The sequence below is a fragment of the Micromonospora sp. ATA51 genome, from assembly GCF_016802855.1.
In the GTDB taxonomy this organism is placed as follows: domain Bacteria; phylum Actinomycetota; class Actinomycetes; order Mycobacteriales; family Micromonosporaceae; genus Micromonospora; species Micromonospora sicca.
The window spans coordinates 1-12348 of the sequence record NZ_JAEVHJ010000201.1; the positions used below are offsets into that span (position 1 = coordinate 1).

Sequence of the window (12348 nt, forward strand, 5' to 3'; positions counted from 1 at the left end):
CGGATGTACGGCCTGCGGTCGCGTGAGGCCAAGCGGCGACTGCTGGCGGCCGCGGGTAAAGGCGTGGGGTAGTGGCTGGCTCCGTGTTGACGTCGACCGCGACGTGCACCGCGTACCGGGCGGTGTGCGGCGGTAAGCCCGACGTGCCGGGGGTGCAGGCGCCCGTGACCCTGGTTTGCTGCCCGACATGAGCGGCACAAAGATCGCCCGGCGCGGGAACGCGGCCCACCGCCTCTACAGCGTGGTGGTCTTCGTGGTCCTCGCCTCGCTGGACAACGTGGCGATCGGGCTGGTGCCGCCGCTGTACGGGCCGATCTCCGGCGCGCTCGGGGTCCCGCAACGGCTGCTCGGCCTGGTCACCGCGGTGAGCTTCCTGGTCAGCGCGGTGGCCGCGGTCGGCTGGGCGTACGTCGGGGACCGGACCAACCGCAAGCCGCTGCTCATGGTCGGCACGCTGATCTGGGCGGCCGGCACCGGCGGCGGCGCGCTGGCGCAGAACTACCCGACGTTCCTCGCCGCTCAACTCGTCGCCGCGGTCGGGCTGGGGGCGGTCGGCTCGGTCGGCTTCTCCGTGGTCACCGACCTGATCTCGCCCCGCCGCCGGGGCCTGGTGATGAGCTTCTGGGGACTGTCTCAGGGCGTCGGCACCCTGGCCGGCACGCTGACCGGCGGGATCCTCGGCGCCACCGACTGGCGGCGGCCGTTCCTGGTGCTCACGGTGGTCGGGCTGGCCGCCACCGTCGCCTACCTGTTCACGTACGACATCCGGCGCGGGCAGAGCGAGCCGGAGCTGGCCGAGGCGCTCGAGGCCGGCGCCGACTACGACTACCGGATCACCCGGGCCGACCTGCCGCGGATCCTGGCCCGGCGGACCAACCGGTGGCTGATCCTGCAGGGGCTCACCGCGCAGGCCGCGTTCGGTTCGCTGGTCTGGCTGCCGGTGCTCTTCGCCCAGCGGGCCGAGGCGCAGGGCTATTCGACGGCCACCGCCGTGGTGGTGGGCAGCGTCTTCGCCACCCTGTTCCAGCTCGGCGGGGTCCTCTCCATCGTGGGCGGCCTGGTCGGCGACGCGCTGCAACGGCGTACGCCGAGCGGCCGGGCCCTGGTCGCGGCGGTCGGCATCCTCGCGGCCGTGCCGTTCTACCTGGTCCTGTTCTTCGTGCCGATCCGGATCGACGTGCCGGACGGCGCCGGCTCCGGCGCGGTGGTCGCCGCGGTGCTGGCCAGCGTGGTCACCGAGCCCACGGTCGGGCTGAGCCTGCTGACCGCGGTGGTCGCGCTCGCGCTCACCTCGGCCAACTCGCCGAACTGGTTCGCGCTGATCGCCGACGTCAACCCGCCCGAGCACCGGGGCACCGTCTACAGCCTGGGCAACCTGGTCAACGGGGTCGGGCGGGCGGCCGGCAACGGGCTGGTCGGGGTGGCCTTCGCCGGGCTGCGCGCGGCCTTCCCGCCGCCGCTGAACTACGCCGTCGGGCTGGCCGCCTTCCAGCTCTTCTTCATCCCCACCGGCGTCATGTACTGGCTCGCCGCGCGCACCTCACCCGGCGACATCGAGTCGGTGCACGGCCTCCTGCACGCCCGCGCCGACCGCCTCTGACCGCCAGACGAGACGAGGCGGTGCGTCCAGGAACGGACCGGCCCGCCGGCGCCGCTGTGAGGCGGCGGCCGACGGGCCGGGTGGTGGTCAGGCGCGGACCCAGACGGTCGCGTCGGTCGGGACCCGCCCGTCGTCGTCCAGCGGGGCGCTGCAGTGGAGCACCTCGCCGGCCGGCGCCGGGACGGCGGCCGGGCCGAAGTTGGTCAGCACGGTCAGGGCGCCGTTGCGGAAGGCGAGCACCTCGTCGCCGGTGGAGAGCCACTCCAGCGGGCCCCGGGCCAGCCCGTGCTCGCGCCGCAGCCGCAGCGCGGTCCGGTACAGCTCGTACGTCGAGCCGGGCACCCCGCGCTGCCGGTCCAGGGCGTACTCAGCCCAGCTCGGGGGCTGTGGCAGCCAGCTCGCGTCGGTCGGCCCGAAGCCGTACGACGGGGCGTCGGCCTCCCACGGGATCGGCACCCGGCAGCCGTCCCGGCCGCGCTCGGTGTGCCCGCTGCGCTCCCAGGTCGGGTCCTGCCGGGCCTCGTCGGGGAGCGTGGTGTGCTCCGGCAGCCCCAGCTCCTCGCCCTGGTAGAGGTAGGCGGAGCCGGGCAGGGCGAGCATCAGCAGACTGGCCGCCCGGGCCCGGCGCAGGCCGAGCGCGGCGTCGGGCTGCGGGTCGCCGATGCCGATGCCGTTCGGCCGCGGCGCGCCGATCGGCAGCGCGAGCCGGGAGGCGTGCCGCACCACGTCGTGGTTGGAGAGCACCCAGGTGGTGGGGGCGCCGACCGCGTCGGTGGCCTCCAGCGAGCGGGTGATCACCGCGTACTGGGCCGGGGCGGTCCAGGCGGCGAGCAGGTACTCGAAGTTGAACGCCTGGTGCATCTCGTCCGGACGGACGTAGTGGGCCAGCCGCTCGGCCGGCTCCACCCACGCCTCGGCGACCAGGATCCGCTCCCCGCCGTACGAGTCGAGCAGCCGCCGCCACTCGCGGTAGATCTCGTGCACGCCGTCCTGGTCCCACATCGGCGGGCGGGGCTTGTCCACCTCCTGGCCGGAGAGGATCTCGTGCGGCTCCTGCCAGTCGGCCAGGTCGGCTTGCTTGATCAGCCCGTGGGCCACGTCCACCCGGAAGCCGTCGACGCCCCGGTCCAGCCAGAACCGGAGGATGTCCAGGAACTCGGCGCGGACGTCCGGGCTGTCCCAGTTGAGGTCGGGCTGGCCGGTGTCGAAGAGGTGCAGGTACCACTGCCCGTCGGCACCCGGGTCCACGCCGGCCCGCCGAAGACGCTCTGCCAGTCGTTCGGCGGCTTGGCGCCCTGCGGTCCCTTGCCGTCCCGGAAGACGTACCGCTGCCGCTCCGGACTGCCCGGCGCGGCGGCCAGCGCCTCGGCGAACCAGTGGTGCGCGGACGAGGTGTGGTTCGGCACCAGGTCGACGATGACGCGCAGCCCGCGCGCCTTCGCCTCGGCGATCATCTTGTCCGCGTCGGCGAGGGTGCCGAAGAGCGGGTCGACGTCCCGGTAGTCGGCCACGTCGTACCCGGCGTCGGCCTGTGGGGACGGGTAGAACGGCGACAGCCAGACCGCGTCGACGCCCAGCTCGGCGAGGTGACCGAGGCGGGCGGTGATGCCGGGGAGGTCGCCGATGCCGTCGCCGTCGGAGTCGGCGAAGGAACGCGGGTAGATCTGGTAGATGACGGCCTCGGTCCACCAGCCGGTGCCGGGCCGCCGGCCGTTTCCTGCTGCGTCACGTCGGTGTTCAGAGCCTTCTCCCCTTGTGTCGAACCGTGCCGCCCGGTGGTCGGACGGTTGCTGCCCTGCCGTCCGCGGGACGGCCGAATTCTTCAGTTTGCCCCGGGCGGGGCGGTCGACTCCCGCACGACCAGCCGAGTGGGCAGGATCACTGGCGGCGCCGGCGAGTTGCCGGGGGCGTCGCCGCCGCGCGGCGCCGGCAGGCGCCCGGCGTACGGCTCGACGGTGCGGGCGCCGAGCGGGTCGAGCAGGATCCGCGCGGCGAGCAGGCCCTGCTCCGCCGCCGGCTGCGCGATGGTGCTCAGCCCGAGCACCTTGGCCAGGTCGTGGTCGTCGATGCCGATCACGCTGACGTCCTGCGGCACCCGGAGCCCGGCGTCCCGCAGGGCGGTCATCGCGCCCATCGCCATCTCGTCGCAGGCCGCGAAGATGGCGGTCGGCGGTTCGCCCCGGGCCAGCAGCTCGGCGGTGGCCCGGTTGCCGCCGTCGATGGTGAACTGCGACTCCACGTCCAGACTGGGGTCGGGGCGGATCCCGGCCGCGCGCAGCGCCGCCTGGTAGCCCAGCCGCCGGTCCAGATGGGTGGTGAAGGCCAGCTCGTCGTCCGGGTCGCCGGAGATGTGCGCGATCCGGGTGTGGCCGAGGTCGAGCAGGTGCCGGGTGGCGGTCCGCGCAGCGGCCACGTCGTCGATCCGGACGCACGGCCAACCGGGCACATCAGTGCCGGAGCTGATGGTGACGCCGGGCAGGTCCAGCGCGGTCAGCGCGGCCACCTCCGGCGGGCGCAATGGCGTGGCGACCAGGATGACCGCGTCCACCCGCTTGTGCAGGCTGGCCGTGCGCAGCACCCGCTGCCGGGTCTGCTCCCGGCCGCCGAGGTTGTAGAGCAGCAGGTCGTAGCCGGACTCGTGGAGGAATTCCTCGACCGCCTCGACGACCGTGCCGAAGAACCACCGGGTGATCCGGGGGACCACCACGGCCACGGTGCCGGTCTTCCCGCCGGCCAATCGGGACGCGTTCGGGGAGACCGCGTACTGGAGCTGCTCGGCGGCGGCGAGGACCCGGCGCCGGGTCGCGGCCGAGACGGTCGGGAGACCGCGCAGCGCCCGCGAGACGGTGGCCGTGGAGACCCCGGCCAGGCGGGCGACGTCGTCAATCTTGGTCATCGTTCCCCCGCTCCATCCGCGCCCGCCGCCGCCGGGGGACCGGCGGCGGCGGACCGACGGGTCAGCCCTTGACGCTGCCGGCGAGCAGGCCGCGCACGAAGTAGCGCTGGAGGGACAGGAAGACGGTCAGCGGTACGACGATCGACACGAACGCGCCGGCCGTCAGCCGCTGCCACTCGTTGCCCCGGGTGCCGGCCATCTCGGCCAGCCGGACGGTGAGCGGGGCGGTCTCGTCGCCGCCCCCGGCGAAGATCAGCGCGACCAGCAGGTCGTTCCAGACCCAGAGGAACTGGAAGATGCCGAAGGCCGCCAGGGCCGGGGTGACCAGCGGCAGGACGATGGTGCGGAAGATCTTGGGGTGGGTGGCCCCGTCGACCCGGGCCGCCTCCATCAGGTCCCTGGGCAGCTGCGAGATGAAGTTGTGCAGCAGGAAGACGGCGAACGGGAGCGCGAAGCAGGTGTGCGCGAACCACACCTGGGCGAACTTCTGCTCGTCGACCAAGCCCCAGGCGGGGAGCACGGTGACCCCCGCGACGGTGACGCCGGTGGAGAAGAACTTCAGCAGCGGCACCAGGGCCATCTGCAGCGGCACGATCTGCAACGCGAAGATCGCGATGTAGAGCCAGTCCCGACCCTTGAAGTTGATCCAGGCCAGCGCGTACGCGGCCAGCGACGCGAAGGCGAGCGGGAAGAGCACCGACGGGATGGTGATCGCCAGCGAGTTGATGAAGTAGCTGGCGAGCTGGCCGGACGAGGAGGAGGTGCTGAAGAGCACCTGCTGGTAGTTGTCCAGAGTGAACTGCGGGTTGGTGAAGAACGTCCACCAGCCGGTGGTCTTGATCTCGTTCTCCGGCCGGACCGACGAGATCAGCAGGCCGAAGGTGGGGATGGTCCAGACCAGCGCGATGACGATCGAGACGAGCGTGGCCGTACGGCTGTTCAGCCGCTTGCGGACGCGGGCGGCGCGGGTGGTCTTCTCGGTGGCCTGGGTGCCGGCCGGAACGGTGGGCGTGGCGGTGGTCATCTCAGCCCTCCCGCTGCTGACGCAGGTTGCGGATCTGGTAGATCACGATCGGGATGACCAGGACGAAGAGGAAGACCGCCAGGGCCGAACCCTGGCCGTTCTCGCCGTACCGGAACGCGTGGTTGTACATCTCGGTCGCGATGACGCTGGTGTCGTAGTTGCCGTTGGTCGCGGTCCGGACGATGTCGAAGACCTTGAGCGTGGCGATCGAGAGCGTCACCACCACCACGATCAGCGCCGGCCGGATGCTCGGCATGGTGATCCGCCAGAACATCTGCCACGGGGTGACCCCGTCGAGCCTGGCGGCCTCGACGATGTCCGCCGGGATGGCCTTGATCGCGGCGGAGAGCACCACCATGGCGAAGCCGGCCTGGATCCAGACCATGATCACGATGAGCAGAAAGGTGTTCAGCGGCGACTCGAGCAGCCACTGCTTGGGCTCTCCGCCGAGGCCGACGACGATCTGGTTGAGCAGACCGATCTGCTCCTGACCGTCGCCTCGGTAGGCGTAGACGAACTTCCAGATGATGGTGGCGCCGACGAACGAGATGGCCATCGGCAGGAAGATCAGGGACTTGGCGACCGCCTCGAACCGGGCCTTGTCCACCAGCACGGCGTAGAGCAGGCCGAAGGCGGTGGCCACCAGCGGGACCAGGAGCACCCAGATCAGGGTGTTCACCAGGACCCGGATGATCGAGCCCTCGGAGAACATCCAGCCGTAGTTGCGCAGGCCCACCCAGTCGTTGCTGCCTCTATCCATGAAGGAGAGCAGCGTGGTGCGGATCGCCGGCACCACCAGCCCGATCGTGAGCAGCAGCAGCGTCGGCAGCAGGAAGAAGAGCGCGAAGAGCCCCTCCCGCTCCTTGCGCCGGCGGGGCAGCGGGGTGCCGCTCGCCGAGGCGGCGATCAGCTGAGCCTCGCGACGGCGGGCGAACCAGGCCGGCACCGCGTCGAGGAGCAGGAGCAGGCCGCCCACCACCGCGACGAAAGCGATCAGCCCGTACATCAGCATGAGGAACTTGGGCTGTTCCTCCGCGAAGTCGAACTCCATCGACCCTCCTTCAAGGGTTCGGTCGGGGACGGTGGTCCGGCCCGCGCGAGCGGGCGACCACGTCTCAGATCACTTCGGCCAGCTGCTTTCGATGCCCTGGAGCACCGTGGCGGTGTCCTTGCCGTTGATCCAGTCGACCATGCCCTTCCAGAAGGTGCCCGCGCCGACCGCGGCCGGCATCAGGTCCGAGCCGTCGAAGCGGAAGACGGTCTTCGGGTCCTGCAGGATCTGGACGGAGAGCTTGTCCACCGGGTTCGGCACGTTGTTGATGTCGAGCTTGTTGTTCGCCGACAGCCAGTCGCCGATCTTGGCGCGGCTGTTGACGTACTCGCCGGAGGCCAGGTAGGTCTGCACCGCCTGGACCTCGGGACGGTCGGCGAACGCCGAGACGAACTCGCCGGCACCCAGCACCGGCTTGCCCTTGGCGGGGTCGACGGCCGGGAAGTAGAACGCGAAGACGTCGCCGTCCTCGGCCACCTTGGTGCCCTGCGGCCACTGGTTGGCGTAGAAGGACGCCTGGCGGTGCAGGGCGCACTTGCCGGTGGTGATCGGCGTGCCGGCCTCCTGGAAGGAGGTGGTGGCGATGCTCTTCACGCCGCCGAAGCCGCCGTTGACGTACTTCTCGTTCTTGAGGATGGTGCCGGCCTTGTCGAGCGCCTCGGCGACCTTCGGGTCGTTGAACGGGATGCCGTGGGTGGTCCACTGGTCGTAGACCTCGGGGGTCTGCGTCCGCAGCATCAGGTCTTCGATCCAGTCGGTGGCCGGCCAGCCGGTGGCGTCACCGGACTCGATGCCCGCGCACCACGGCTTGGTGCCGCTCGCCGCGATCTGGTCGCTGAGCTTGATCAGGTCGTCCCAGGTGGTGGGGACCTGCCAGCCCTTCTCCTTGAAGGTCTTCGGCGAGTACCACACGTAGGACTTCACGTTGGAGCCCAGCGGAACGCCGTAGAGCTTGCCGTCCACGGTGCTGTACTTCAGCCAGTCGGGGGTGAAGTTCTGCTCGGCCAGCGCCTTGGTGTCGGCGCCGACCGTCTTGATCTTGCCCGAGTCGACGAACCGCTTGAGCAGACCCGGCTGCGGGATGAAGGCCAGGTCGGGGGCGTTGCCGCCGTCGACCCGGACACCCAGCTGGGCCTCGAACTCGCCGCTGCCCTCGTGGTCGATATCGATGCCGGTGCAGTCCTCGAACTGCTTCCAGGACTGATCGAGGCGGTCGGCCTCGAGGTCCCGGATCGACGAGTAGATCGTCACCTTCTTGCCGTCGTGGCCCTGGTACTTCTCGTATGCGGCGCACTCGGGGGAGCTCGCCTTGTCGCTCTTCTTGTCGTTGCCGGTGCCGCAGGCGGTGGCGCCGAGCGCCAGCCCCAGTACGCCGGCGATCGCGAGAGCCTGGCGTGATCTGGCAAACGCCATGCCGATCTCCTTCCTTGCCGGCGCGTGGGGGAACCGAACCCGCGCCGGTCCGATGGTCGTCCCCACATGTAAGCGCTTGCATCAGCCCGAGTCCACCCCCTGCCGGACACGGCCCGGTAACAATCCCGAAACCCGCTCACCGGCCGTGGGCGCGCTCCCACCAGCCGCACTTTCCGGCCCGCTCCGGCCCCTTCCCATCGATGCAAGTTTCTGTCACGCTGAACCGATCGGATCGAAGGATTTCGACATAGGAGGTGCTGGATGCGTAGACGGTGGTTCAGCCTCGTGGCGGCCGGCCTGTTGGTCGCGGCGACCCTGCTGCCCGCGGCCCCGGCGATGGCCGCGCCCACCTTCAAGGTGCCCTTCCCTTGCGGCCAGTCCTGGTCCGGGCAGACCCGCTCCGACCACAGCCCGGCGTACGCGATCGACTTCAACCGCACCGACGACCTGGGCGACCCCGTGGTGGCCAGCGCGCCGGGCACGGTCGACCGGGTCACCGACCTCGGTGGCACCAGCTATGGCAAATACGTCCGGATCGACCACGGCGGCGGGTACACCACGTACTACGCCCACCTCAACGGCTTCAACGTCTCGGTCGGCCAGAGCATCGGCTACGGCAAGGTCATCGGCTGGGTGGGCAGCACCGGCGGCTCCACCGGCCCGCACCTGCACTACGAGCAGCGGCTCAACGGCAACGACATCCAGGCCCGGTTCAACGGCACGCTCGCGCTCTACTGGGGCACCAAGACGTACACCAGCGACAACAACTGCTCCTCGACCACCGCCACCGGGACGGTGAACACCGCCGGCGCGGACCTGACCGTCCGCTCCGGGCCGGGCACCGGCTACAGCGCGGTCGGCTCGGTCGCCGACGGCACCACGGTGACCATCTACTGCCAGACCTCCGGCACCACGGTCACCGGCACGTACGGCACCAGCTCGATCTGGGACCGGATCGGCACCGGCCGGTACGTCTCCGACGCGTACGTGCAGACCGGCTACGACGGCTACATCCCGAACGTCCCCCGCTGCTGACCCTGCGGGCCGGCCGGACTCGGGCTCGGTCCGGATCCGGGACAGCCCGCCGGACCGCACGACGCCGGGGTCGTCGTGCCCGGTTGCTCCGGTCTGGGAGGACGGAGCACCGGACCCGACGACCCGGCGGGTCAGGGATGGTACGGAACCGGCGTCTAATTGTTGAAGATGCTGACGCCACCCGGGCCGACCAGCAGGCCGACCACGATGAGGACGATGCCCCACAGGATCTGCCGGCGGAACAGCGCGAGGATGCCGGCGACCACGAGTACCACTGCGATAATCCAGAGAATCAGCTCCATGGCCGCTGAATACCCGGCCATCCGACCCTGGAAACCTGGGTCACCCGACTAGATGATCTCCCAGGTGGAAGATGCTGTACGCCTGTTTGATCACGGGGTGGGCGACGTTGCGGACCCGCACCCCGCCCGGGGTGGTGCCCCGCTCCGTGCCGTGGTGGGCGTGCCCGTGCAGGGCCAGCGCGGTCCGCGCCGCGTCGATCGCCTGGCCCAGCTGGTAGCAGCCGAGGAACGGGTAGATCTCCAGCGGCTCGCCGGCCAGCGTGTCCGGCACGGGGGAGTAGTGGGTGAGCGCGACCAGCAGGTCGCACTCCAGCCCGCGCAGCGCCTCGGCGAGCGCCTCCGCGCTCTCGTTGGTGGTCCGGACGAACGACTTCATCTCCGGCTCGCCGAAGTCGCTGGCGCACCGCCCGGCGAAGCCCCCGCCGAAGCCCTTCACCCCGGCCACGCCGAGCCGCCCGCCGGCACACTCCACCACCGTCCCGGTCCCCTCCAGCACGGTGATTCCGACGTCCTCCAGCACCTTCACCACCTGCGGCACCTGGTCGCACTGGTGGTCGTGGTTGCCGAGCACGGCGATCACCGGCACCCCGAGATTGCCGAACTCCTGCGCCACGCAACGCGCCTCAGACTCGGTCCCGTGGCGGGTCAGATCGCCGGCGAGCAGCAGCACGTCGGCGCAGCCGGGCAACTCCTCCAGGGCCGGCCGGAACCGACCGACCACGTCCTCGTCCAGGTGCACGTCGCCGACGGCGGCGATCCGGATCACGATCCCACCTCCCTCACGGCAGCTCTTCGGCCTGGGTGGGCGCCTGCGCCCGGATCACCCCGATGTCGCTGGTGATCGGGAGGTCGGGAAACCGCTCGGCCACCCGGCGCAGGATCTCCTCGCGCCGGTGCGGGCTCTCCACCTCGCCGTAGAGGACCAGGCCCCGCTCGCGGTGGACCACGGTGATCCCCTGCTCGGCGACGGCCGGATCCTCGGCCAGCAGCCGGTGGATCTCCGCCTCGACGTACTCGTCGGGCGGCGCGCCGCCGTGCTCCTCGGTCACGGTGTCTCCCTTCCTCCGGGTGTGCCGTCGTGCGGCAGCACGTCCAGCCGGTCGAGCAGCACCAGGAACGCCTCCGCGTACGGCGAGTGCTGCGTCTCCTTCCGTACCCGCTCCCAGTCGATCTGTTCCCGCAGCGAGCGGGCGAGCGGCAGGGCCCGGGCGAAGTCGCAGTAGTGCTGCGAGAAGCTGAGCAGCTTGTGCACCATGAGCTGGCTCGCGGAGAGCACCGGCATGTGGATCGCGTCGACCGGGCGCACGATGGTGTCGGCGAACGTCTCCTCGGTGACCGGGGTCTCGATCGGCCGGTGGATGAGGTCCACCATCCGACCCTCGTCGTAGACCTTGACCAGCCAGTCCTCGGGCGGGCGCTCGGCGGTGAAGCCGGCCGCGACCAGGGCCTCCAGGGCCCGGTCCACGTCCTGCTCGCGGAGCAGGAAGTCGACGTCGTGGTCGCTGGAGTGGCCGCCGTGGGCGTACACGGCGAAGCTGCCGCCCAGGGCGAACGGGATCTCGGACTGCTTGAGCACGGCGGCGACCTTCTTCAGCGTGTGGACCAGGGTCTCGTCCCCGCGCTCGGCCATCTGGGTCTCCCGTCGTCGTCTCGGCGGTGGGAATGAAGTTGCGTACCCGGCAATCCGGTCGGCCACACCTGGCCGTGACACGGTGTGGCGTCGACGGGCACGGGAAGGGACAAATCGCCGAGGGGCGAGCGCGGGTCGGATAGCCTCGGGAAGGTGGGCGGATCACTGCGGGCGTGGCGCGGCAGGGCCCGACTGCGTACGGTCGCCCTGATCGGCATCGATGGGTCGGGCAAGACCACCCAGGCGCACCGGCTCGCGGAGGCGCTCAGCGCGGCCGGCCACCCGGCCACCTACCATCGCAACGCCGGCGGTCGGCGGTGGCTCGGCCGGCTCGCCCACCGGGTCGGGCGCCCGGACGCCCAGCGGCTCGTCGGGCGGAACGGGATGCTCGCGATCGAGTCCGCGCTCCGCTGGCTCGCCATCGCCCTCGCCCTGTTGAGCTGCCTGATCACCGGCCGAACCGCGGTGATGGACCGCTACTCCGCCTGCCAGTACGCGAGCATCCGGGCGCACGGCGGTCAGCGGTGGGAGCGGTTGGCCCGGGCCGGCTACCGGCTCTTCCCGGCCCCGCGGGTGACCTTCCTGCTGACCGTGGACCCGGCCGAGGCGTACCGGCGGATCGAACGGCGGGGCACCGACCACGAGAGCATGCGCTGGCTCACCGCCGCCGCCACCGCGTACCGGACGTTGCCCGAGTATCCGAGCTTCGTGGTGGTCGACGCGGGCGACTCCCCGGAGGAGGTTTCCCGTCGGATCCGGGCCCACCTCACCGAGTGGCTGCCGGCGACGCCGCCGGCCGACCCCGGCACCGCGCCGCCGGCCGGCCCGCCGTCGAACGGCGCGGCGCCGGCCGGTCCGGTGAGGGCTCAGGCCCGGCCGTAGACCGGGATGCTCCCGCCGCTGGTCGGCGCCGACTCGTCGGAGGCCAGGAAGCGGATCACCGCGGCGATCTCGGCCGGGGAGACCCAGCGCCGGTGGTCGGCGTCGGGCTGGGCGGCGCGGTTCGCCGGGGTGTCGATCACGCTGGGCAGCACCGTGTTGCAGCGGACCCCGCGCGGCCGGTACTCCACCGCCACCGCGTTAGCGAAGGCCAGCACGGCGGCCTTGGCGGTGGCGTAGCCCGCCGCGCCGGGGAAGGGGGCCACCGCGGCCCGGGCCGAGACACAGACCACCGCGCCGCCGCCGGCCGCGACCAGGTGCGGCAGCGCCGCCTGGGTGACCAGGTACGTCGGGCGCAGGTTGATCCGGAGCATCCGGTCGAACTCCTCGACCGGGGTCTCGTGCACCAGCCCGCCGCTGTGGTCGGCTTCACCCCCGACGGTGACGTGATCGTCAACGACCCGGCCTCCTCCTCGGACGCCGAGGTGCGCAACGTCTACAAGCGGGAGCAGTTCGAG

At 71.4% G+C, this 12348-nt stretch carries 10 protein-coding genes and 3 pseudogenes; 3 read left to right on the forward strand and 10 right to left on the reverse strand.

Going from position 1 to position 12348, the window contains the following annotated elements; genetic code table 11:
- Window positions 1-187 precede the first annotated feature (187 nt).
- Window positions 188-1600 carry an MFS transporter gene (locus JNW87_RS25535; RefSeq protein WP_109805818.1) on the forward strand — a complete coding sequence of 471 codons (1413 nt, stop codon included), beginning with the start codon at window positions 188-190 and terminating at the stop codon, window positions 1598-1600.
- A gap of 87 nt (window positions 1601-1687) precedes the next feature.
- On the opposite strand, the pseudogene JNW87_RS25540 reads toward JNW87_RS25535, so the two are convergent.
- The 5 genes and pseudogenes from JNW87_RS25540 to JNW87_RS25560 form a co-directional block, all read right to left on the reverse strand.
- A pseudogene (locus JNW87_RS25540) lies at window positions 1688-3273 on the reverse strand (glycoside hydrolase family 13 protein).
- Between the two features lie 149 nt (window positions 3274-3422).
- Window positions 3423-4496 (reverse strand): LacI family DNA-binding transcriptional regulator, encoded by a 1074-nt coding sequence (locus JNW87_RS25545; protein WP_109805820.1) that lies wholly within the window; start codon window positions 4494-4496, stop codon window positions 3423-3425.
- Window positions 4497-4557: 61 nt separating this feature from the next.
- Window positions 4558-5520 carry a carbohydrate ABC transporter permease gene (locus JNW87_RS25550; RefSeq protein WP_109805821.1) on the reverse strand — a complete coding sequence of 321 codons (963 nt, stop codon included), beginning with the start codon at window positions 5518-5520 and terminating at the stop codon, window positions 4558-4560.
- Window position 5521: 1 nt separating this feature from the next.
- Complete coding sequence (locus JNW87_RS25555) at window positions 5522-6571, reverse strand: carbohydrate ABC transporter permease (RefSeq protein ID WP_109805822.1); 1050 nt, start codon at window positions 6569-6571, stop codon at window positions 5522-5524.
- A 69-nt stretch (window positions 6572-6640) separates the two neighbouring features.
- Entirely contained in the window at window positions 6641-7984 is a 1344-nt protein-coding gene (locus JNW87_RS25560; RefSeq protein ID WP_109805823.1) for an ABC transporter substrate-binding protein, read from the reverse strand.
- A gap of 261 nt (window positions 7985-8245) precedes the next feature.
- On the opposite strand from JNW87_RS25560, the gene JNW87_RS25565 reads away from it, so the two are divergent.
- Entirely contained in the window at window positions 8246-9019 is a 774-nt protein-coding gene (locus tag JNW87_RS25565) for a M23 family metallopeptidase (protein WP_109805824.1), read from the forward strand.
- Window positions 9020-9174: 155 nt separating this feature from the next.
- On the opposite strand, the gene JNW87_RS25570 is transcribed toward JNW87_RS25565, so the two are convergent.
- The 4 genes and pseudogenes from JNW87_RS25570 to JNW87_RS25585 form a co-directional block, all read right to left on the reverse strand.
- On the reverse strand, window positions 9175-9321 hold the full coding sequence (locus JNW87_RS25570) for a GPGG-motif small membrane protein (protein WP_201750034.1): 147 nt from the start codon (window positions 9319-9321) through the stop codon (window positions 9175-9177).
- Window positions 9312-10090: pseudogene (locus tag JNW87_RS25575) on the reverse strand (metallophosphoesterase). Before JNW87_RS25575 ends, JNW87_RS25570 begins: the two are co-directional and overlap by 10 nt.
- Before the next feature lie 10 nt (window positions 10091-10100).
- Window positions 10101-10370 (reverse strand): hypothetical protein, encoded by a 270-nt coding sequence (locus JNW87_RS25580; protein ID WP_109805826.1) that lies wholly within the window; start codon window positions 10368-10370, stop codon window positions 10101-10103.
- Window positions 10367-11005, reverse strand: coding sequence for a nucleotidyltransferase (locus JNW87_RS25585; protein WP_255420265.1), 639 nt, complete (start codon window positions 11003-11005; stop codon window positions 10367-10369). The genes JNW87_RS25580 and JNW87_RS25585 overlap by 4 nt, the downstream gene beginning before the upstream one ends.
- Before the next feature lie 99 nt (window positions 11006-11104).
- Here JNW87_RS25585 and JNW87_RS25590 point away from each other — a divergent pair, with 99 nt between their 5' ends.
- Window positions 11105-11833, forward strand: a complete 729-nt coding sequence (locus tag JNW87_RS25590) for a dTMP kinase (RefSeq protein WP_109805828.1) — start codon at window positions 11105-11107, stop codon at window positions 11831-11833.
- On the opposite strand, the pseudogene JNW87_RS25595 reads toward JNW87_RS25590, so the two are convergent.
- A pseudogene (locus JNW87_RS25595) lies at window positions 11818-12249 on the reverse strand (SDR family oxidoreductase); the annotation flags it as partial. The gene JNW87_RS25590 and the pseudogene JNW87_RS25595 overlap by 16 nt on opposite strands.
- Between the last annotated feature and the right edge of the window lie 99 nt (window positions 12250-12348).